Source organism: Providencia sp. PROV004 (assembly GCF_011045615.1).
GTDB lineage: Bacteria > Pseudomonadota > Gammaproteobacteria > Enterobacterales > Enterobacteriaceae > Providencia > Providencia rettgeri.
Genome location: NZ_CP042859.1, coordinates 613552 through 637436, shown reverse-complemented (window position 1 = coordinate 637436; position 23885 = coordinate 613552). Strand labels below are relative to the sequence as shown.

15 protein-coding genes, 1 tRNA gene and 3 rRNA genes are annotated in these 23885 nt (G+C 41.2%); 7 read left to right on the top strand and 12 right to left on the bottom strand.

Annotation, left to right across the window (positions count from 1 at the left end):
- Positions 1–31 precede the first annotated feature (31 nt).
- Positions 32–1018 carry a glycosyltransferase gene (locus tag FVA69_RS02680; RefSeq protein WP_004914830.1) on the bottom strand — a complete coding sequence of 329 codons (987 nt, stop codon included), beginning with the start codon at positions 1016–1018 and terminating at the stop codon, positions 32–34.
- Between the two features lie 303 nt (positions 1019–1321).
- Between FVA69_RS02680 and FVA69_RS02675 the strand changes: the two genes are divergently transcribed.
- From FVA69_RS02675 to idi, 4 genes are all read left to right on the top strand, one after another.
- Positions 1322–2236 carry a DUF808 domain-containing protein gene (locus FVA69_RS02675; RefSeq protein WP_109911823.1) on the top strand — a complete coding sequence of 305 codons (915 nt, stop codon included), beginning with the start codon at positions 1322–1324 and terminating at the stop codon, positions 2234–2236.
- Between the two features lie 373 nt (positions 2237–2609).
- The gene (gene narX, locus FVA69_RS02670; RefSeq protein ID WP_004914834.1) at positions 2610–4367 is read left to right on the top strand and encodes a nitrate/nitrite two-component system sensor histidine kinase NarX; all 1758 of its coding nucleotides are present in this window, start codon (positions 2610–2612) and stop codon (positions 4365–4367) included.
- Between the two features lie 18 nt (positions 4368–4385).
- Entirely contained in the window at positions 4386–5042 is a 657-nt protein-coding gene (narL, locus tag FVA69_RS02665) for a two-component system response regulator NarL (protein WP_004914835.1), read from the top strand.
- Positions 5043–5187: 145 nt separating this feature from the next.
- Complete coding sequence (gene idi / locus FVA69_RS02660) at positions 5188–5709, top strand: isopentenyl-diphosphate Delta-isomerase (protein WP_004914838.1); 522 nt, start codon at positions 5188–5190, stop codon at positions 5707–5709.
- Between the two features lie 782 nt (positions 5710–6491).
- On the opposite strand, the gene rrf is transcribed toward idi, so the two are convergent.
- From rrf to pepQ, 8 genes are all read right to left on the bottom strand, one after another.
- A 5S ribosomal RNA gene (gene rrf / locus FVA69_RS02655) occupies positions 6492–6607 on the bottom strand.
- Positions 6608–6750: 143 nt separating this feature from the next.
- Positions 6751–9768, bottom strand: a 23S ribosomal RNA gene (locus FVA69_RS02650).
- A 336-nt stretch (positions 9769–10104) separates the two neighbouring features.
- A tRNA-Glu gene (locus FVA69_RS02645) sits at positions 10105–10180 on the bottom strand.
- Positions 10181–10312: 132 nt separating this feature from the next.
- A 16S ribosomal RNA gene (locus FVA69_RS02640) occupies positions 10313–11852 on the bottom strand.
- The 16S, 23S and 5S rRNA genes sit together here with 1 tRNA gene alongside, the layout of an rRNA operon.
- A gap of 461 nt (positions 11853–12313) precedes the next feature.
- Entirely contained in the window at positions 12314–12838 is a 525-nt protein-coding gene (hemG, locus tag FVA69_RS02635; RefSeq protein ID WP_164528362.1) for a menaquinone-dependent protoporphyrinogen IX dehydrogenase, read from the bottom strand.
- 60 nt (positions 12839–12898) lie between these two features.
- Complete coding sequence (gene trkH / locus FVA69_RS02630; RefSeq protein WP_109912566.1) at positions 12899–14350, bottom strand: Trk system potassium transporter TrkH; 1452 nt, start codon at positions 14348–14350, stop codon at positions 12899–12901.
- Positions 14351–14378: 28 nt separating this feature from the next.
- Positions 14379–14993, bottom strand: coding sequence for an IMPACT family protein (locus FVA69_RS02625; RefSeq protein ID WP_164528361.1), 615 nt, complete (start codon positions 14991–14993; stop codon positions 14379–14381).
- Complete coding sequence (gene pepQ / locus FVA69_RS02620; protein ID WP_109912568.1) at positions 14993–16327, bottom strand: Xaa-Pro dipeptidase; 1335 nt, start codon at positions 16325–16327, stop codon at positions 14993–14995. Before pepQ ends, FVA69_RS02625 begins: the two co-directional genes overlap by 1 nt.
- A gap of 257 nt (positions 16328–16584) precedes the next feature.
- Between pepQ and fadB the strand changes: the two genes are divergently transcribed.
- A complete protein-coding gene (fadB, locus tag FVA69_RS02615) occupies positions 16585–18777 on the top strand; it encodes a fatty acid oxidation complex subunit alpha FadB (RefSeq protein ID WP_164528360.1) in 2193 nt (730 codons plus the stop codon).
- A gap of 4 nt (positions 18778–18781) precedes the next feature.
- Positions 18782–19948, top strand: a complete 1167-nt coding sequence (gene fadA / locus FVA69_RS02610) for an acetyl-CoA C-acyltransferase FadA (RefSeq protein WP_004914870.1) — start codon at positions 18782–18784, stop codon at positions 19946–19948.
- Between the two features lie 213 nt (positions 19949–20161).
- On the opposite strand, the gene fre is transcribed toward fadA, so the two are convergent.
- From fre to pepE, 3 genes are all read right to left on the bottom strand, one after another.
- A complete protein-coding gene (gene fre / locus FVA69_RS02605; RefSeq protein ID WP_164528359.1) occupies positions 20162–20863 on the bottom strand; it encodes an NAD(P)H-flavin reductase in 702 nt (233 codons plus the stop codon).
- A gap of 10 nt (positions 20864–20873) precedes the next feature.
- Complete coding sequence (gene ubiD / locus FVA69_RS02600) at positions 20874–22349, bottom strand: 4-hydroxy-3-polyprenylbenzoate decarboxylase (protein WP_164528358.1); 1476 nt, start codon at positions 22347–22349, stop codon at positions 20874–20876.
- Between the two features lie 112 nt (positions 22350–22461).
- Positions 22462–23187 carry a dipeptidase PepE gene (gene pepE, locus FVA69_RS02595; protein WP_109912570.1) on the bottom strand — a complete coding sequence of 242 codons (726 nt, stop codon included), beginning with the start codon at positions 23185–23187 and terminating at the stop codon, positions 22462–22464.
- A 165-nt stretch (positions 23188–23352) separates the two neighbouring features.
- Here pepE and rfaH point away from each other — a divergent pair, with 165 nt between their 5' ends.
- Complete coding sequence (rfaH, locus tag FVA69_RS02590) at positions 23353–23847, top strand: transcription/translation regulatory transformer protein RfaH (RefSeq protein ID WP_164528357.1); 495 nt, start codon at positions 23353–23355, stop codon at positions 23845–23847.
- Positions 23848–23885: the final 38 nt, after the last annotated feature.

Sequence of the window (23885 nt, the reverse complement as noted above, 5' to 3'; positions counted from 1 at the left end):
AGCCTATAAAAACAGCTACCTTTTCAGAAGATTATGATTTGATAATTTCTTTTAACTTAGTGTAGCGTCTAATTAATCGCCATTTTAATTTTACTGTTGTTGCATGCGCCCACACTATTTGCCAATAACCCTTATCAAAAAATAGTTGTACCATTTCCTTCTGTACATCGGGTGATTTAATGGCTAATAGCGCTTGAATCACCCCCAAACCTTCCTTTCCTACCTGCCATAAGCAAGCTGGTGCCTGTTTAACTTGTTCAGGATAACGCTGGTAAATATTTAGCAGCATATCAATAATCTTCAAATACGTTTTTATCTTGCGGACAGAGCGTTCATCACCACTTAATGAATGCGAAACAGATTGGTTATGGATTAAATATCGGTAGTATTGTTCATTAATAAATTGCACGCGCTTCGCCACGAGTAAGACTTCCGTCGTCCAAGGAATGTCTTGATGATGTAACTTAGGCTCAAAGAAAAATTTGTGTTGGCGCAACATGTCCAAACGATATAAATTCAGCCAAGTTACATGCAGAAACTTGCGTGAACTTAAGCCAATTTCAAGCCATTCAGGGCCTGAAATTACCCCAGTTGACGGGACTTTATTCGGTGGGAAAATTGCCTTTGGTGCATCACCATTAGTATAAACATAAGTTCCATTACAGGTTGCAACATCGAGGTCATTTGATAATGCTATTTCTAATAAACGCCCATACATTTGAGGGCTAATTTCATCGTCAATATCAGGGAATGTAATATATTTTCCCGTAGCCTCTACCATCCCCGTATTACGGGCAACTGATACGCCTTGGTTCTCTTGATAAAGCACTTTTAAATGTACAAATTTATCTGCGTAAGACTTAATGATGTCTTCACTTTTATCTTTAGAACCATCATTAACAACGATCAACTCCCAATTTTCTAACTTTTGCGCGATTAAGCTATCAAAAAACTGAGGTAGAAATTTTTCACCATTATATACAGCAACGACAATACTCAAAACTGGCTGAGAAGACATGTATTAACCCTATACCAATCTATTAAAAATTATTCATAAGCTAAATAATTAAACCAAATATAAAGCAAAGTAGCAGATAGCAATATGTCACTTCATGTTACTTCACTAAAATTAATAAGTTAGAAAAGAAAAAATCACATTGGTTCCATTGTCATAAAAATTTAATAATTTAAAATTCAGATTTATCAATCTGCAATGGAATTATCTTATTTGTAAGTATGATTTATATTGTAATGAACTAATTATCCATTAATTGACCTAATAAACATTAATGACACCTTAAAAAATATTGAGGATATTCTTGTGGCTGGAAGTAGCTTACTCACATTACTTGATGATATTGCCGCTGTACTAGACGATGTTTCCGTCATGACAAAAATGGCTGCCAAAAAAACATCCGGAGTTTTAGGTGATGACCTCGCACTAAACGCCCAGCAAGTCACAGGCGTTCGTGCAGAGAGGGAAATTCCTGTTGTTTGGGCCGTCGCTAAAGGGTCATTTGTTAATAAATTAATACTTGTTCCTTTAGCGTTGTTAATCAGTGCGTTTATCCCTTGGGCTATCACACCTCTACTCATGATTGGTGGAGCCTATCTTTGTTTTGAAGGAGCAGAAAAAATCACTCATAAGCTATTGCATTCTAATGCAAAAGATTCTACTCCCCAACACCAATTGCAATTATCAGCAGAAGAACTTAAGGAATTTGAAAGTAAAAAAATCAAAGGAGCTATTCGTACCGATTTTGTTTTATCAGCTGAAATTATTGCCATCACACTCGGCATTGTTTCCACTACCTCTTTTATCAACCAAGTAGCCGTACTCTCTATCATTGCTATCGTGATGACTGTCGGTGTGTATGGCTTAGTTGCAGGTATTGTGAAATTAGATGACTTAGGCTTTTATTTACAGAAGAAAACCTCTTCTTTATTAAAAAAATGTGGTAATGCCTTAATTTATGCGACTCCTTATCTCATGAAAACATTATCTATTGTAGGAACAGCTGCGATGTTTATGGTCGGTGGAGGTATCCTAACGCACGGTATCAGCTATATTTCAGAATGGATTACCGAAATATCATTTACCGCAACCTTAACACCTATCATTGGTAGTACTATGCAGTTTGTCTTACCGACTATAATTAATTTATGTTTTGGGCTAGTAACCGGCCTAATCCTTGTCTCGATAATCTCACTATTCAAAAAATTTAAAAAAGCCTAAAACAAAAAGATAGCTCTATCGATTAGAGCTATCTTTCTTCCTGCCATTCGATAGTTTTTCAGTAACATTTTTCGGTGTATATTATTTTACACATTGATTTTCATCGATATTTAAACTGATCTAAATCAAAGGAAATTCATCTTTAATTTAAGCTATAATACGTATCCCCATTCCAGACTAAACCAAATTTAATCTTATATATCAATAAATAAAAGTACAAAACTTAAAGAGAAATTTTATTTTCTATTTTCTATTTTGTTATAACACCAGAAAATTACTACCAAAGTAGTATATTTAATGTTCGCCCCTTTATGAACAATACTAGAACTATGCATTTTAAGTTCGCTAGCGCGACTCTTTAAGGAAGTGACACATGCCCACACTGTATCGTCGATTTTCAATTATTAACCAAGTGATCGGCCTTATGCTACTTATTGCGATCTTAGGAATTATTGGGATGACGATTTCTAATCGAATGATTATAAGTGTACAAGGTAATGCTCACGCAATAAATAAATCAGGTTCACTACGAATGCAGAGCTACAGATTGCTTTCTCTCGTCCCTCTGAACACTCAAAATCAGCGTTATCTCGACGCATTAGAATCTGACCTCATTAGCCCAGAACTGACCCAAGTTGTAAAAATTGAAAGCTTAACGCCTCAATTTGATGAGCTCTATAATTACTGGTTACATATCTTACGACCTTCATTAATGGAAGCAAATACGCCTAACGATGCAAGGTACGAAGTTATATCATTTGTAAGTAAACTTGATGAATTGGTTCATAATATTGATGAGAAAACAGAAAGAAAGATTGCTTATGTAGCTATGACACAACTGATTTTTATTAGCTTAGTATTCTTATTACTTATGGGAACCATCTGGCACTTAAGAAGAAAAATTTATTACCCATGGGTTAAATTATTATCAATGGTCAATGCGATTGGGCGAAAAGATTTTAGCCAACGCTACCCTAAAAATAATAGGCAAGATGAGTTAAACGCATTAGGAGAAACGCTGAATCAAATGTCAGATGAATTAGCGCTAAGCTATCATCAACTTGAAGAAAGAGTTGCAGAAAAAACTGCAGATTTAATCACAAAAAATAAAGTGTTATCTTATTTATATCAATCAAACCAAATTCTTCATTCATCAGATCCCCTCTATTTGCGATTACAAAAAGTCCTTATTGAACTAGAAAACATTACCATACTCAAAAATCTAAGTTTACGGTTGTATGAAGAGAGTAATGAAGCTTATTTTCATGAAATATGTTGCTATTCAACCGGATTATCTGAAGCGAAGACAACGAAGCTAAAACAACAAATTTCAATCGATAAACCTCTCAGCTTACAATGGGATTTATCAGACAATATGCATCGTTATGGCGTTATTATTGGTGAGATTGAAGATAATCAAATACTTTCAGACGAACAAAACAACCTCGTTTCTGTTCTAGCAAAACAAATCTCTGGTATGCTCGCGATGGAGCACCAAATAGAACAACAACAACAGTTGCTTATCATGGATGAACGCTCTGCAATTGCACGCGAGCTTCATGACTCTATCGCTCAGTCTTTATCTTGTTTGAAAATGCAAATTAGCTATCTGCAATTACAGCCTGAGCCATTACCAGAAAAACCTCAACAGCTTTTAACAGAAATGCGCAGCGAAATTAATACCGCATATAGCCAACTGAGAGAGCTATTAACCACATTTAGGCTTAAATTAATGGAACCTGGCCTACTTCCCTCATTAGAAAGTACCATTAATGAATTTAGCGAACGTATGGGGTATACAGTAACCTTAAACTACGACCTACCCGCAAAGAGTATTTCACCACACCAATCTATTCATATTATACAAATCGTCCGAGAAGCATTAACTAATATTCTAAAACATGCTAATGCAACATCGGCTGAGGTTTCATTAAACCAGTATGATGGTATTGTTACTATTACCATTATCGACGATGGTGCAGGGATCACGTCAAACACTGATAAACTTAATCATTATGGGCTTATTATTATGAGAGAAAGAGCATTAAGCCTTAATGGTAATTGTTGTATTACACCTAGGCCTCAAGGTGGAACAGAGGTAAAAGTTACCTTTCCTTTATCTGACGCTTAACATACCGGAAAATCATCTATGGAAAATACAAATATAGTAAACGAAAAATCAACCATTCTACTTATTGATGATCATCCGATGCTAAGAAATGGAGTCAAACAATTGATTAGTTTGGAATCTTCATTACAAGTTATCGGTGAAGCAGGAGATGGTAAAACAGGTATACAGATCGCTGAAGAGCAAGATCCTGATCTTATTTTACTGGATCTCAACATGCCTGGAATGAATGGTTTTGAAACTCTTGATGAACTTAGAAAGCGAGAACTATCCGGTAGGATTATTCTTTTTACTGTTTCTAATTATAGTGATGATTTAGTCAATGCACTAAAAAGAGGTGCTGATGGCTATTTGCTTAAAGATATGGAGCCTGAAGAGCTTATAGTCGCCCTAAAAGAAGCCGCTAGCGGTAAGTTAGTTGTTAGCCCAACATTAGCATCTGTACTTGCTGAATCACTCAGAGACAATACCACACAGGATGATAATAATATAACTTCATTAACACCAAGGGAAGCCGATATTCTAGAGCTGATATCACAAGGCTTATCAAATAAAATGATAGCTCGTAAACTAGATATCGCAGAAAGCACAGTAAAAGTACATGTTAAACATTTACTTAAAAAGCTCAATTTAAAATCAAGGGTTGAAGCCGCTGTTTGGGTGTTACAACAAAAATAATTTTTAATCTCACAGCTATATAAGCTTATGATAGCTGTGAGCTTTGAAAAAATCATGTTAACTAATAAACAGCTCTAATATGCAAACTTATATTTTTAATTATACTAAACTAGTGTAATAATTTTTATGATGGAAAATAGTATAAATGGAAGATGAATTAATTTTAGTTAATGAACATGATGAACCTGTTGGTGTTATGTCAAAATTATTGGCACATCAACTCGGTTATCTACATCGAGCATTTTCAGTATTTATCTTTAATGAGCAAAATGAGCTATTAATTCAACAACGGGCACTTCATAAATATCATTCAGCAGGGCAATGGGCAAATTCTTGCTGTAGTCACCCTAAACCTAATGAGGATACTCAGAAAGCTGCTGAACGTAGGCTTCAAGAGGAGCTAGGCTTTGTCACCCCATTAACATATGTGGGTTCCTTAATTTATAAAGCTGATGTTCAGGGAGGCTTAATTGAACATGAATATGACCATATTTTTATTGGTTATTACAATCAATATATTCAACCAAATAGGGATGAAGTTTCATCTATACGGTGGGTAAGTCTTCCTCAATTAAAACAAGAGATCGTTCTTACGCCTGAAATATTTACACCATGGTTTAAAAAAATATTGGAAGAATTTCCTTTATTAAATATTTTAAATAAATGAGTTTGTAATATTTTAATTTTTAAGACACCATTCAAATCATAAAAAAATTTATATAATATTACATATCATAAAGATATATTATAGATGAGAAAATAATTTAATTATCAGTTTCATATAAATAAATAGTGCTAGTTTAATCTCAATTCTCAACGTAGGCTAACTAATCTTTTCCATTGAATTATTTTCAATACTAAATATTGTCATTATTATTTATTCATTGAATATAATTACATTATTAATAAACTTTACTGGTATATTTCTATAGTAAGTAATCACTTAAAACTTACTGCGGCCTTATTCACTATATTTTATTCCTTCTTTTACCCGATATATTTTTAATCCTATAATAAGTGAGCTATTACTCACTACCTTATCCCCTCAATCGCATTCCCCCCTGAATACTCAGAGTGCAACGCGTTGATTTAATTCTTCCCTCTTAACTCCCCATCCTCTTTGCAGCTCAAATAGAAGTGAGTTGTTACTCACTACTTTGCATCGTGAGCTTCCATTAGCGATAGTTATATTTATGACTAATGACTCTACGAAGAGGAATAACATCAAATAAATTAAGCGAGTCGTTAAAAGAAGAAAGAAGTTGGGAAGTTGGGAAGTTGGGAAGTTGGGAAGTTGGGAAGTTGGGAAGTTGGGAAGTTGGGAAGTTGGGAAGTTAGGAAGTTGGGAAGTTAGGACATTAAGGGGCTTCAACGCTAACATCAACAATTAGTTAGTTTCCCCCAAACGCAAAAAAGCCACCCAATGGGTGGCTTTCTCACTAATTGAATGTCTGGCAGTTCCCTACTCTCACATGGGGAGACCCCACACTACCATCGGCGCTACGGCGTTTCACTGCTGAGTTCGGCATGGGGTCAGGTGGGACCACCGCGCTATTGCCGCCAGACAAATTCTGTGTGTTCCCGTTTAATCTCACTTTCGTGCACTAAACCAGAACATCAATCTCGAACAAGCTGCTGTGTCCTTCACCTCTCGGCTTCTCACGCTTATTGAATCAACATAATCTCTCTAAAACACCTTCGGTGTTGTCAGGTTAAGCCTCACGGTTCATTAGTATTGGTTAGCTCAACGTATCGCTACGCTTACACACCCAACCTATCAACGTCTTAGTCTTAAACGTTCCTTTAGGACCCTTAAAGAGTCAGGGAAGACTCATCTCAAGGCAAGTTTCCCGCTTAGATGCTTTCAGCGGTTATCTCTTCCGCACTTAGCTACCGGGCAATGCCATTGGCATGACAACCCGAACACCAGTGGTGCGTCCACTCCGGTCCTCTCGTACTAGGAGCAGCCCCTTTCAATCTTCCAACGCCCACGGCAGATAGGGACCGAACTGTCTCACGACGTTCTAAACCCAGCTCGCGTACCACTTTAAACGGCGAACAGCCGTACCCTTGGGACCTACTTCAGCCCCAGGATGTGATGAGCCGACATCGAGGTGCCAAACACCGCCGTCGATATGAACTCTTGGGCGGTATCAGCCTGTTATCCCCGGAGTACCTTTTATCCGTTGAGCGATGGCCCTTCCATTCAGAACCACCGGATCACTAAGACCTACTTTCGTACCTGCTCGAGCCGTCACTCTCGCAGTCAAGCTGGCTTATGCCTTTACACTAACCGCATGATGTCCGACCATGCTTAGCCAACCTTCGTGCTCCTCCGTTACTCTTTGGGAGGAGACCGCCCCAGTCAAACTACCCACCAGACACTGTCCGCACCCCGGATAACGGGGCTACGTTAGAACATCAAACATTAAAGGGTGGTATTTCAAGGTTGGCTCCATGCAGACTGGCGTCCACACTTCAAAGCCTCCCACCTATCCTACACATCAAGGCTCAATGTTCAGTGTCAAGCTATAGTAAAGGTTCACGGGGTCTTTCCGTCTTGCCGCGGGTACACTGCATCTTCACAGCGAGTTCAATTTCACTGAGTCTCGGGTGGAGACAGCCTGGCCATCATTACGCCATTCGTGCAGGTCGGAACTTACCCGACAAGGAATTTCGCTACCTTAGGACCGTTATAGTTACGGCCGCCGTTTACTGGGGCTTCGATCAAGAGCTTCTCCTTACGGATAACCCCATCAATTAACCTTCCAGCACCGGGCAGGCGTCACACCGTATACGTCCACTTTCGTGTTTGCACAGTGCTGTGTTTTTAATAAACAGTTGCAGCCAGCTGGTATCTGCGACTGGCTTCAGCTCCATCCGCGAGGGACTTCACCTAGCGCCAGCGTGCCTTCTCCCGAAGTTACGGCACCATTTTGCCTAGTTCCTTCACCCGAGTTCTCTCAAGCGCCTGAGTATTCTCTACCTGACCACCTGTGTCGGTTTGGGGTACGATTAATGATAATCTAGAGCTTAGAGGCTTTTCCTGGAAGCGGGGCATGAGCTACTTCATCACCGTAGTGACTCGTCATCGGACCTCAGCATGTAGTGAACCGGATTTGCCTAATTCACCTGCCTACATCCTTAAACCGGGACAACCGTCGCCCGGATAGCCTAGCCTTCTCCGTCCCCCCATCGCAATTATCACCAGTACGGGAATATTAACCCGTTTCCCATCGACTACGCATTTCTGCCTCGTCTTAGGGGTCGACTCACCCTGCCCCGATTAACGTTGGACAGGAACCCTTGGTCTTCCGGCGTGCGGGTTTTTCACCCGCATTATCGTTACTTATGTCAGCATTCGCACTTCTGATACCTCCAGCATACCTCGCAGTACACCTTCACAGGCTTACAGAACGCTCCCCTACCCAACAATATTTACATATCGCTGCCGCAGCTTCGGTGCATAGTTTAGCCCCGTTACATCTTCCGCGCAGGCCGACTCGACCAGTGAGCTATTACGCTTTCTTTAAATGATGGCTGCTTCTAAGCCAACATCCTGGCTGTCTGAGCCTTCCCACTTCGTTTCCCACTTAACTATGACTTTGGGACCTTAGCTGGCGGTCTGGGTTGTTTCCCTCTTCACGACGAACGTTAGCACCCGCCGTGTGTCTCCCGTGATAACATTCTTCGGTATTCGTAGTTTGCATCGAGTTGGTAAGTCGGGATGACCCCCTAGTCGAAACAGTGCTCTACCCCCGAAGATGAGTTCACGAGGCGCTACCTAAATAGCTTTCGGGGAGAACCAGCTATCTCCCGGTTTGATTGGCCTTTCACCCCCAGCCACAAGTCATCCGCTAATTTTTCAACATTAGTCGGTTCGGTCCTCCAGTTAGTGTTACCCAACCTTCAACCTGCCCATGGCTAGATCACCGGGTTTCGGGTCTATACCCTGCAACTTATTCGCCCAGTTAAGACTCGGTTTCCCTACGGCTCCCCTATACGGTTAACCTTGCTACAGAATATAAGTCGCTGACCCATTATACAAAAGGTACGCAGTCACCCCACCCCAAAGCACATTCACTGCTTGTTTTGTGTGTTGGGCGTCGCAAAAAACGCTCCGCCAACGCGTGTTGAATGTCACTTTAAAGTTGTCCTCAACACCAGAAAATGCTTTGGTGGTGGGGCTCCCACTGCTTGTACGTACACGGTTTCAGGTTCTATTTCACTCCCCTCGCCGGGGTTCTTTTCGCCTTTCCCTCACGGTACTGGTTCACTATCGGTCAATCAGGAGTATTTAGCCTTGGAGGATGGTCCCCCCATATTCAGACAGGATAACACGTGTCCCGCCCTACTCGTCGAGTTCACAACACTAACACCTTCGGATACGGGGCTATCACCCTTTACTGCCGGCCTTTCCAGACCGTTCTCCTGATGCTAATGCTGATTAAGACTCTGGGCTGCTCCCCGTTCGCTCGCCGCTACTAGGGGAATCTCGGTTGATTTCTTTTCCTCGGGGTACTGAGATGTTTCAGTTCCCCCGGTTCGCTTCGTTTGACTATGTATTCATCAAACGATAGTGCAACGGATTGCACTGGGTTTCCCCATTCGGAAATCGTCGGTTATCACGGTTCATATCACCTTACCGACGCTTATCGCAGATTAGCACGTCCTTCATCGCCTCTGATTGCCTAGGCATCCACCGTGTACGCTTAGTCGCTTAACCTCACAACCCGAAGGTGTCTTTTTACAGCGAGTGACTGTGCTTCATGATTTCGGCGTTAGTCCGTGCGCGCAATGCTCACGTACGTTAAGTACGCTGCGCTTGCTGTGCGCGGGCTGCCTTGAACTCATGTCGCTCGTCGACTCGATAGTTTAAAGTACACTATTCAAGTTGAGATTTTTGAGAGACTCTCACATTGTTTAAGCGATAAACAATGTGCGTTGTTTTCAATTTTCAGCTTGTTCCAGATTGTTAAAGAGCATAATTGTTAAACCAACTACAATGTAATTGGCTTAATCATTATTGGGGACATCGTCTTTCACTCGATATCGGCGCAATTGGCGTCCCCTAGGGGATTCGAACCCCTGTTACCGCCGTGAAAGGGCGGTGTCCTAGGCCTCTAGACGAAGGGGACACAAGATATTGCACATACTACTGCGGTATCTCATGTAAGTCCTATTCTCTCGAATAAGTCTCCCACGTAAAGCCATTGCTCTACTTTCTATCAGACAATCTGTGTGAGCACTTCACAAAAACACTTCAATGGTAAGGAGGTGATCCAACCGCAGGTTCCCCTACGGTTACCTTGTTACGACTTCACCCCAGTCATGAATCACAAAGTGGTAAGCGCCCTCCCGAAGGTTAAGCTACCTACTTCTTTTGCAACCCACTCCCATGGTGTGACGGGCGGTGTGTACAAGGCCCGGGAACGTATTCACCGTAGCATTCTGATCTACGATTACTAGCGATTCCGACTTCATGGAGTCGAGTTGCAGACTCCAATCCGGACTACGACGTACTTTATGAGTTCCGCTTGCTCTCGCGAGGTCGCTTCTCTTTGTATACGCCATTGTAGCACGTGTGTAGCCCTACTCGTAAGGGCCATGATGACTTGACGTCATCCCCACCTTCCTCCGGTTTATCACCGGCAGTCTCCTTTGAGTTCCCGACCGAATCGCTGGCAACAAAGGATAAGGGTTGCGCTCGTTGCGGGACTTAACCCAACATTTCACAACACGAGCTGACGACAGCCATGCAGCACCTGTCTCAGAGTTCCCGAAGGCACTAAAGCATCTCTGCTAAATTCTCTGGATGTCAAGAGTAGGTAAGGTTCTTCGCGTTGCATCGAATTAAACCACATGCTCCACCGCTTGTGCGGGCCCCCGTCAATTCATTTGAGTTTTAACCTTGCGGCCGTACTCCCCAGGCGGTCGATTTAACGCGTTAGCTCCGAAAGCCACTCCTCAAGGGAACAACCTTCAAATCGACATCGTTTACAGCGTGGACTACCAGGGTATCTAATCCTGTTTGCTCCCCACGCTTTCGCACCTGAGCGTCAGTCTTTGTCCAGGGGGCCGCCTTCGCCACCGGTATTCCTCCACATCTCTACGCATTTCACCGCTACACATGGAATTCTACCCCCCTCTACAAGACTCTAGCTGACCAGTCTTAGATGCCATTCCCAGGTTAAGCCCGGGGATTTCACATCTAACTTAATCAACCGCCTGCGTGCGCTTTACGCCCAGTAATTCCGATTAACGCTTGCACCCTCCGTATTACCGCGGCTGCTGGCACGGAGTTAGCCGGTGCTTCTTCTGTCGGTAACGTCAATCGTTGATGATATTAGCATCAACGCCTTCCTCCCGACTGAAAGTACTTTACAACCCTAGGGCCTTCTTCATACACGCGGCATGGCTGCATCAGGCTTGCGCCCATTGTGCAATATTCCCCACTGCTGCCTCCCGTAGGAGTCTGGGCCGTGTCTCAGTCCCAGTGTGGCTGATCATCCTCTCAGACCAGCTAGGGATCGTCGCCTAGGTGAGCCATTACCCCACCTACTAGCTAATCCCATATGGGTTCATCCGATAGCGCAAGGACCGAAGTTCCCCTGCTTTGCTCCTGAGAGATTATGCGGTATTAGCTACCGTTTCCAGTAGTTATCCCCCTCTATCGGGCAGATCCCCATACATTACTCACCCGTCCGCCGCTCGTCAGCGAGAAGCAAGCTTCCCCTGTTACCGCTCGACTTGCATGTGTTAGGCCTGCCGCCAGCGTTCAATCTGAGCCATGATCAAACTCTTCAATTAAAAAGCTTGATGCTCAAAGAATGTTTACTGTCGTTTGATTTCCGAAGAAACCAAATTACCTATTAGTTCATATATATGAATTAACGTGTTAGTCACTCTTCAAGACTTAAAATCAAATATTTTTTTGATAGTGTCCTGTGAGTGCCCACACAGATTGTCTGATAAATTGTTAAAGAGCGTTGCGACTAAATCTTTTGATTTTCGACTTCGAGGTCGTTGTCGCGAGGTGTCGTATATTACGTTTTTTATTTAGAAAGTCAAGAGTTTATTTTCAACTTTTTTCTTTCTCACCTCTGTTATCACTGGGTTACGAAGTTTTCTTCGAACCGGTTTGTCGTGACAACGGATGCGCATTATAGGGAGTCGAAAAATTCTCGCAAGTGTTTTTTTGATTTATTTCATCAAGCGATGATTTATTAAACAAATCACACAAAATAACTACGTTTTGTTGAAATTGTGAACTACAAATCATCAAATTCAACTGTGAATTCAGCAACCTTTTCCCAGTTAGTATATTCAATCTCTGTTTTTGGATCGGTTGGGCCATCTGTCATTTTCATTATTAGACGAATCATCATTCTATCAAACCATGTATAACGTGGATAAAACAGCGCTCCGGCAAAAACAGACTTCAATGTAGGCTTCCAAGGACATGCTTCTAAAAATTTTCGCGTATATGCGTTGGTTTCTACCGTATCCTTGCCTTCTTTTCTTGCCGTCAAATTTACAGCAAAAAAACCCGTCTTCATTGAGTTCAATTGATTTTGATGAGAAAGCACGAAGCGTTGTAGTTTTTTATTAAAATGCCCATAACGAATGGATGCCCCTACTAATACTTTATCGTAGCCTGATAAATTAAGCTGTTGGTCAGTATTTAAATCACGAATATCACATTCACGACCTGAGTTTCTCAGTTGCTCCGCCATTTTTAGAATAATTTTTTTAGTTTGCCCATCCGTACTGGAGTGTAAAAGTAAGTAGCTCATTATTGTTCCTAAATTAATATCATTTCTATATAGGTAATATTATTTATTAATTGTACCCAACTATTCACGCCAAAAAGTGGGAGTCAGTAGCACTAATAAAGTGAAAACTTCCAAACGCCCAAATAACATCGTGACAACTAATATCCATTTGCCTGTAGGGTTCATCGTTGTGAAATTATCAGCCACAGTCCCTAACCCTGGCCCTAAGTTATTCAGTGTCGTTGCAATTGCTGAAAAAGCAGAGAATTCATCAACTCCTGTAGCAATCAGTAATAATAAGCTGACGACAAAGACCAGTGCATATGCAGAAAAGAAGCCCCAAACAGCTTCGATGATCCTTTCAGGTAATGCGCGTTGTCCTAATTTGATTGTGTAGACTGCATTTGGGTGAACTAGGCGCTTTAACTCACGCGAGCCTTGTAAGAAAAGTAACAATATACGAATAACTTTTAACCCACCACCTGTCGAGCCTGCACATCCACCAACGAATGCGGCGCACAATAGCAGCATAGGTAAAAAAAGAGGCCAACCAGAAAAGCTATCTGTCGTAAATCCAGCCGTTGTCGCCATGGACACGACTTGGAAGAATGCCTGATCAAGTGTTTGACCAAAGCTACTATAAACAGAATGGAACATAAGTACTAAGGTACAAATAACCACCAAGACAAACTGGAAGCTAATAAACATTCTAAATTCAGGATCGCGCCAATAAATCCCTAAACTACGTCCAGTTAATACTGCAAAGTGCAAACCGAAGTTACAACCAGAGATAATCAGGAAAATACCAATGATAGTGTTAATCGCAGGACTATTGAAATAACCAATACTAGCATCATGAGTTGAAAACCCACCAATAGCGATAGTCGAAAAGCTGTGAGAAATAGCATCAAAAACATCCATACCGGCTATCCATAGAGCAACCGCACAGGCAATAGTTAGCAGTACATAGATAAGCCATAATGTTTTTGCTGTTTCTGCAATACGAGGCCGCATTTTATTGTCTTTCAAAGGACCCGGCATTTCTGCACGATATAGCTGCATTCCCCCGACACCCAAAAGTGGTAAAATTGCAACGGCAAGTACAATAATCCCCATCCCCCCAAGCCATTGAAGCATCTGCCGATAAAATAAAATAGCTTTGGGTAGGGAATCAAGCCCTGTTAACGTTGTCGCACCTGTCGTCGTCAATCCTGAGAACGATTCAAAAAAAGCATCAGTTACCGAAAGATTAGGTCTTTCAGAAAAAATAAAAGGTAATGCCCCTACGCTTCCCAGTACCGTCCAAAATAAAACAACGATAAGAAAGCCTTCTTTTGCTTTCAGTTCGTGCCGGCTATTACGGGTTGGTAGCCACAAAAAAAGGCCAATTAGCAAAGCAGTAATAAAAGTCTGGCTAAAAGCTCGCCCTGCACCATCACGATAAATTAGCGCGACAATACCAGGAATAACCATGGTAAAAGAAAAGATGATGACAAGCAGCCCGACTATACGGGTTATTGCACGAAAATGCATTCGGCAGGTTCCTTGATAAAACTGTTTACTATTGTGATTCTGACGTGAGCGTTAAGGCTCCACGGCTTATATCGCGTAATTTATCATTGACTTCCTGCTCAAGAGTGGCAGGAATTGCAATTTGTAAAGAGACAGTTTCATTATAATCACTGTGTAAAACTGTGCCATTCACTTGGACAAGCAGTTGTTCAATCGCATTAATCAATGAATAGTCGCACACTAAATTAAAGATTTTTTGTGGTACTTTTGTCTTTGTTGGTAATATTTTTAATGCTTGCTGGGCACCATTTCCATAAGCTTTAACTAGCCCACCAGTGCCTAGTTTTATCCCACCAAAATAACGTACAACAACACAGGTAACCTCCCCTAGATTGCTACCTAATAGTTGCGCCATGATGGGTTTTCCTGCTGTTCCTGTCGGCTCTCCGTCATCAGAGAACCCCAATTTTTGTGAATCATCAGGCCGACCAGCAACAAATGCCCAGCAATGGTGCCGGGCATCTGGGGATTGAGCTTTAATCGATTGAATGTAATCTTTTGCCGCTTCAATACCATCTGTATGAGCTAAATACGTAATAAATTGGCTTTTTTTGATTTCTTCTGTAAAAGAAATGGTTTCAGCCGGTATTAAATAAGGTTTCATTAACGTAAATGTAAGTCTCGAGTCATATTCTCAATACGATTTGCATGGATCACGATATTATCTTCAATGCGGATTCCACCGTAAGGTTTGAAGAACTCGATTTTATCCCAATTAAAGTGTTGGCTGAACTCCCCATTTCTCCATTCAGATAACAGAGATTCAATAAAGTAGAGCCCAGGCTCAATAGTTAACACCATTTTAGGTTCTAAAACACGAGTACAACGCAAGAATGGATACATTTTAGGAGCTGCGAGATGAGTACCACTATCATCTTGCATAAAACCTGCAGCATCATGAACTTGTAACCCAAGTGGATGGCCTAAACCATGAGGTAAAAATGGCGTTGTTAAGCCACTTTCCACCATCGACTCTTCGCTAATATCTTTAACAATATCATGTTTAATCAGTATCTTAGCAATCCTATGATGCATATCCACGTGATAATCAGTATAGCGGACACCTGCCTTAATCGTATCAATTAAAGCAAGCTGCTCTGTGTTGACATCTGCAACCAATTCAGCAAATTCGTCTTTACCTTTCGCCGCATAAGTTCTCGTAATATCAGCAGCATAGCCATTATATTCAGCGCCTGCATCAATAAGAAAACTGCGTAATTCGTTCGGCACAGTTTGCTGTAGTTTCGTGTAATGTAATACCGCCGCATTTTCATTCAGCGCAACAATATTACCATAAGGCACATTGGTATCTCGATGACCGGTAGATTGTAAGTAACTGACATTAATATCAAATTCGCTCATACCTGCACGGAATGCTTCGAGAGCAGCGAGGTGCCCATTTACAGCCATTTTTTGAGCTTCTCGCATACAGTAAAGCTCATAATCTGTCTTATAAGAACGATGATAATGATAGTAATCTAAAACCGATTTGGGATTGATATTATGCAAAGAAATCCCTAAAGATTCTGCTCGTGCCGTTGCTGAGCCTATATAGGCAACATTTTCTTTTGATAAGCTTGCGAGAAGCGTTTTGATGTCATCCGCATTTTTTAAGTGGATTAGCTCAATATCTTTGGTCCAAAAACTGTTCGGTAGTGGCTCAACACTATGCCAATAGTCAACGGGGGAATAAAACCATAGCTTAGGCTTATTTATGCCATCAACTAATAACCATGAATGTGGAACATCGGTAACAGGTACCCACGCTTTGAAATGAGGGTTAACTTTAAACGGATAGTCGCTATCATCAAGAAAGATGCGTAGGGGTTCACCTGAATGAATCAATATGGCATCTAATTTGCTGCGCTGTAAAACTTGCTGAGTTCTGTTTTGTAACGTTTTAATGTGTTCAGCGTAGAGTGCAGTCAGTTTTTCCATTTCCTTCAACCTTTCAGCATTAATTAGAAAAATTAAGCTTACCACGTTCTGTTATTAACGGATATGCACTCTGTTGCAAACCCTAATTAATTAATTGATATATAATACATTTATCATTTAAATCATTAATTATTTCACTTAATTGCTGTGACCAACCTTCCATTTTTGTCATTAATCATTTGCAATTAATTAACATTCTAGTCACACTCTTTTCATCTGGTCGTACCAGATAACACTACCACGTAGAGGAGAGCAGAATGCTTTATCAAAGTGACACTATCTATATTCAATGGTTGAAACAAGGGATTGCAGAACTGGTTTTTAACTCACCAGGGCCAATTAATAAATTGGACACCCACACCGTTGCTTCACTTGATGAAGCCGTGTCTGTTCTTGAGCAACAAACCGAGCTGCAAGGTGTAATTTTCCGTTCTGATAAACCCGCTTTTATTGTTGGCGCTGATATCAAAGAGTTTCTGTCACTCTTTGAAGCATCAAAAGAAACACTAAGTGATTGGTTACACTACGCTAACAGTATATTTAATCGTATTGAAGACCTGCCTGTTCCAACGATTTGCGCCATTAATGGCTATGCACTAGGTGGTGGTTGTGAATGTGTTTTATCCACTGATTTTCGTATCGCCTCCCCTGATGCCCGAATTGGGCTTCCTGAAACGAAACTTGGGATCATGCCTGGCTTTGGTGGGTCTGTTCGGCTACCTCGATTAATTGGTTTGGATAACGCATTAGAAATTATTACTGCGGGTAAAGATATCGATGCCTCTCAAGCTTTAAAACTTGGCCTTATTGATGCCGTTGTTAATACAGAAGCTCTCGCACAATCAGCGCTACAACTCATTGAATCTGCAATCACCGGAGCCTTCAATTGGCAGCAAAAACGCCAACCTAAACTTAGCCCTCTGCAATTGAAACCTATTGAGCAAACGATGAGTTTCAATGTCGCTAAGGGAATGGTGTATAAGGTTGCAGGCAAACACTATCCAGCCCCTATGGCGGCTGTGAATACAATAGAAAAGGCAGCAAATTGTACCCGCGATGAGGCCTTAAAGCATGAAACAGCAGCATTTGTTCCTCTAGCGCATAGTGATGTTGCACGTGCGTTAGTGAGTATTTTTCTAAATGACCAACAAGTTAAGTCAAATAGTAAAAAGATCGCACAACGTATTGAGATTCCAACACATGCCACCGTATTAGGTGCAGGAATTATGGGCGGAGGCATTGCTTATCAGTCTGCCAGCAAAGGCGTACCTGTTTTAATGAAAGATATTAATGTTAAGTCATTAGAATTAGGGATTGAAGAGGCACAAAAGCTATTAAATAACCAATTTGAGCGTGGAAAAATTACAGCTGTAAAAATGGCGGCGACCTTATCATCTATTCATCCTTCATTATCTTACAATGGCATAGAAGATAGCCAAATCGTCGTTGAAGCCGTTGTTGAGAACCCTAAAGTCAAAGCTGCTGTATTAGCTGAAGTTGAGTCCTTAGTAACAAGTGAAACTATACTGGCTTCAAATACATCAACTATTCCAATTTCAACCCTCGCTAAATCACTAAAGCGCCCAGAAAACTTCTGCGGAATGCACTTTTTTAACCCTGTGCATCGAATGCCATTAGTCGAAATTATTCGCGGAGAACAAACTTCTGATAACACTGTTGCTAAGGTTGTTGCCTACGCCAATAAAATGGGGAAAACCCCTATTGTTGTCAATGACTGCCCTGGCTTCTTTGTTAACCGAGTACTTTTTCCTTACTTTGCTGGCTTTAACTTACTGTTACAAGATGGGGCTGACTTTAGAGAAATAGATAAAGTCATGGAAAAAGAGTTTGGCTGGCCAATGGGGCCTGCTTATCTTCTTGATGTGGTTGGTATTGATACTGCTTTTCATGCAGAACAAGTTATGGCTCAAGGTTTTCCTGAACGAATGGGAAAAAAAGGCAAAAATGCCATTGATGTGATGTATGAACAACAACGTTTTGGCCAAAAAAATGGCCACGGGTTTTATCAATATGAAAAAGATAAAAAAGGGAAACCGAAAAAAGTTGATGATCCGCGGACGGATGAACTACTTGCTACTATTTGCTCAACAAGACGCTCTTTCACCAAAGAAGAAATTATTGCTCGAATGATGGCTCCAATGATCAACGAAGTTGTTCGTTGCTTAGAGGAAGGCATTATCCAAAGCCCTTCGGATGCAGATATTGCTTTAGTTTACGGTTTAGGCTTTCCACCATTTAGAGGGGGAGTATTCTGCTATTTAGATACCTTAGGTAGTCAATCTTACTTAAAAACAACGGAATCTTTGCAGCACTTGAGTCCTCTATATCACGCGCCTAGCGGCTTAAAAGAAAAAGCGGCTACCAATGCAAGATATTACCCACAGCCACCAGTAGTGGCGATTGATGTCAAAAAAGTTGCGAGAGGTTAATTCTATGGAAAATGTCGTCATTATTGATGGAATACGTACACCAATGGGCCGTTCAAAAGGTGGGGTATTTCGCCATGTTAGAGCTGAAGACCTTTCTGCGCACCTCATGAATGCGATTTTTGAACGTAATCCAAACTCAAGTAAAAAAGAATTGGATGACATCATCTGGGGTTGTGTTCAGCAAACACTAGAGCAAGGGTTTAATGTTGCTAAAAATGCAGCATTACTCACAGATATACCTCATACGGTTCCTGCCGTTACAGTAAATCGCCTTTGTGGTTCATCAATGCAAGCGATACATGATGCGAGCCGGTTAATTATGACAGGTGATGCAAAATCAGTACTCATTGGTGGAGTTGAGCATATGGGCCACGTCCCAATGACTCATGGTATAGATTTCAACCCTAAACTGACTTTACGTGTTGCTAAAGCCGCTGGAGCGATGGGATTAACCGCTGAAATGCTTGCCAAAATGTATAAAATTAGCCGAGAAGAGCAAGATGCATTTGCATTAAGGTCTCACCAACTTGCAGCTCTAGCAACGGAAAAAGGGAAGTTCAATAACGAGATCGTTCCAATTAGTGGCCATGATGCCACTGGTAACCTCATTTCGGTAAATTATGATGAAGTGATTCGCTTTGATGCAAGCCTTCAAGGTTTGGCTGCTCTTCGCCCCGCCTTCGATCCTGCTAGTGGTACAGTGACCGCAGGTAATTCATCTGCTCTATCTGATGGTGCATCTGCGATGCTGCTAGCCAGCGAAAGTTATGCCACACAGCAAGGCATTAAGCCTCGAGCTAAAATACGCTCAATGGCAGTTGTTGGCTGCGATCCATCGATCATGGGATTTGGCCCGGTGCCAGCAAGTGAACTCGCTTTAAAGCGCGCAGGACTAACTTTAAATGATATTGATATTATTGAATTAAATGAAGCTTTTGCAGCGCAATCTATTGCATGCTTAAAAGGCTTAAAGCTATCAGAAAATCAACTAGATGATAAAGTAAATCTCAGTGGTGGGGCCATTGCGCTAGGCCACCCTTTGGGATGCTCAGGAGCAAGAATTTCAACAGCATTGCTTAATCAATTAGAACAAAACGATAAACAATTTGGTTTAGCCACCATGTGCATCGGGTTCGGCCAAGGTATTGCTACAATTATTGAGCGTGTTTAACAATTTAGTTTTAGTTTTCGCAAACATTGTATTTTGTCGATGTTCCCGCCTAGTCAGGGGCGGGTTTTTTTTGCCTTTTTCTGGCCAAATAGCCACGAAAAATTTAAAGATTATCGATAGGCGGTAAGTGAATGAGGCCCTAGGAGCATACAAAAGTATGTGACTAGGGCGAATGAGCGAAACCAACACCCCTACAATTTGAAGTAGGACGGGTTAAATGAATTCGTAAGCATCTCCAAAGAGTTGTTCTGCCTTAGCTCCTCGCTCACTACAAAACCGCTCTCTCGCTATTTTAGCCATTTCAAAGCGGCCTGCGATATAGATATCATGACTGGACAAATCACCAAAATCTTCTAATACTGCGCTCAGGACTGTTCCTGTTCTACCACGCCATAGTTCGTCTGGTTGCTCTACAACTGGAATGATCTTCAAATTAGGGTAATTTTCACTGAGGGCCTGCAATTCACCAAGGTCATATAAGTGTTCCAATTGGCGACCACCCCAATAGAAAGTGATATCACGATCCGAGTTTTCAGCTAAAGCTGCAAGTAATACAGAGTGGGTATAGGAAAAACCGGTTCCACCTGCAATTAAGATCATTGCGTTACTGCTATTTTCCCGAAACCAAGCTTTACCGTGAGGAATGTCAATATTTATACGTTTCTGGTCTAAAATTCTATCCATGACAGCCATTGCGTATAAATTAATCTCAGAAGCACCAATATGTAATTCAATAGTTTCTTTATTATTCGGTGTAGAAGCCATTGAAAATGGTCGCTTATCTCTCTCATCCATCACGACCATTAAATATTGACCTGCTTTAAAATGAAAAGGACCATCTGGCAACAAAATCACCCGATAAACCGTATCCGTGATAGATTCAACAGATGTTACTTTACAGCTTAAAGTTGCCATGGTTTCCCTCTTATTTTGTGTCAAAAATATTTAACTGTTCCCAAATATCATCAATGCGAGATTTAACGCTCTCTGTCATTACAATAGGACGCCCCCACTCACGATCTGTCTCACCCGGCCATTTGTTGGTGGCATCAAGCCCCATTTTTGAGCCTAATCCTGATACAGGAGAAGCGAAGTCGAGATAATCTATGGGCGTATTTTCCATCATTACTGTGTCACGAGCTGGATCCATACGGGTTGTAATTGCCCAGATGACATCTTTCCAGTCTCGTGCATTAATATCATCATCACAAACAATAACAAACTTAGTGTACATGAATTGGCGCAGGTATGACCAGACTCCCATCATGACTCTTTTAGCATGTCCTGCATATTGTTTTTTCATTGTCACAACGGCAAGACGATACGAGCACCCTTCAGGAGGAAGATAAAAATCAACAATTTCAGGGAATTGTTTTTGAAGAATGGGAACAAGGACTTCGTTTAAGGCTTCCCCTAATACTGCGGGCTCATCTGGTGGCCTTCCCGTATAAGTTGAATGATAAATTGCATCACGACGCTGAGTCACATGAGTTACAGTAAATACTGGGAAAATATCTATTTCATTATAATAACCAGTATGGTCACCATAAGGGCCTTCAGGGGCCATTTCACCCGGTTCAATATACCCTTCTAAAATAATTTCAGCGCCAGCAGGAACTTCTAGGTCATTCGATATGCATTTAACAACCTCGGTTTTATTACCACGCAACAACCCCGCAAAAGCGTACTCTGATAATGTGTCAGGAACTGGTGTTACCGCACCTAAAATGGTCGCAGGATCTGCACCTAGGGCTACTGCAACAGGAAATTTTTCACCGGGATGTGCTTGGCACCATTCTTGAAAATCCAAAGCGCCACCGCGATGAGATAGCCAACGCATAATAACTTTATTTTTTCCAAGAACTTGCTGACGATAAATACCTAAGTTTTGCCTTTCTTTATGTGGGCCTTTAGTCACCGTCAGACCCCATGTAATTAGAGGGGCAGCATCTTCTGGCCAACAATGCATAACAGGTATTTTTGTGAGATCAACGTCTTCACCTGCCCAAATTTGTTCCTGACAAGCCGCTGAGCTTAACCGTTTAGCTGGCATATTCAACACTTGTTTAAATTTTGGAAGCTTATCAAAAAGGTCACGGAAACCTTTTGGTGGATCAGGCTCTTTCAGAAACGCCAGTAATTTGCCTACTTCATGTAAAGCTTTTATATCTTCTTGCCCCATCCCCATCGCAACACGTTTAGTTGTTCCAAACAGGTTACACAAGACAGGCATGTTATAGCCTTTGGGATTTTCAAATAATAGGGCCGGTCCCCCTGCTCTTAGTGTACGATCTGCAATTTCTGTCATTTCCAAATAGGGGTCGACTTCCATTGTAATGCGTTTTAGCTCGCCTTGTTTTTCAAGTTGCGAGATGAAATCTCTAAGGTCACGGTATTTCATTATCTTCTTTTACTGTTACAGAGGGAGTCCCATTATAAGACGTCCGGCCAAGGTTACAAGTTACTGTCTAAAGCACTTAAAAATCAATCTTTTTCTGGTTTAGTATACCATTTTACTGGCAATCAAAAGGGACTAATTTTTCTAATAGTAATGTATTAAATTGCTCTGAGAATGTTTTATTATGCTGAAATAGTTTAAAACCTTCATCTTTTCCACTGAAATAATGAAGTTCATTACCTTTAATTTGTAACCCACTTCCTTCCCTGAGCGCAACAACAACTTCATGAGGATTAATCACACAAAATTCTTGTAATCGCTCATCACGAGTTTCTCCCATATGACCAGAGATGTGAGCATCAATATAATGAGGATTAATTTGTAATGGGAATAGCCCTAAAGATGGCATAATTGCTGCGTTACTCACAGGCATATCATTCGTAGTACGAATACTTGGTGTCGCTACATTACATCCTGCACTCCAGCCGATATATGGCACGCCACGTTCACGAACTGCGCGTTGAATCGCAACGATCAACCCATTCTCATGTAGGCATTTATTCAACCACCAAGTATTGCCGCCACTTACAAGAATGCATTCTGCCTGCTCAATCGCGTCCACTGGACTAGAAAAATGCTCAATTGATGTAACTTTTATTCCCAGCGCTTCGGAAAGCTGCTCTGCTCTTTCGTCATGTGAGCCACGAAGAACTGCATAAGGAACCAAAACCGCTGACTTTATGTTCTTACGAGCAATCATTTCTTTGATTCGAGGTAAAGCGTAGCTTAGCCATACAGGGTTGCCTGGTAGCTTGCCGTTACTCAACAAAAAGATATCCATTATGTCTCCTACTGATTTGGTTTTTGCATTACAGTTATCATAAGACTATATTCGATTAATATAGACTGATGAATATCAATGATATGGTGCTGTTATTCATTAGTCACATTGTTATGTCGTAATTTGTTATCATAAACATAGTTTTGTCAGATGGAATTCAAAAAAATGGAAAAATGGTATTTGCTTTATTGCAAACGAGGCCAAATTGAACGCGCTATGGAGCATTTAAATCGACAGAATGTTGTTTGTATGACGCCCATGACTGAAATGGAAAAAGTGGTTAGAGGAAAAAGAACGACTGTGCAAGAAGCTCTGTTTCCAAATTACTTATTTGTGAAATTTGATCATAATGAAATTCATACGACAACAATCCAGTCAACGAGAGGGGTCAGCCATTTTATTCGTTTTGGCCAATTGCCGACGGAAGTCCCTGAAGAGATTATTGAACTCCTACAACAAACCCCTATTAGTTATTCTGTCGCGCCAGATATACCAAAGCATGGTGACCAAGTGACTATTACCGAAGGTATTTTTGCGGGGGTGCAAGCTATTTTTGCTGAACCTAATGGTGAGTACCGTTCTATTCTTTTGCTGAATATTTTAAATAAAAGCGTCCCCAAAATAGTTGATAATACACAGTTTAAAAAAAATACAGATTAAGCATTGAAGTAATAAAAAAGCCCTTCTTAGAGGGCTTT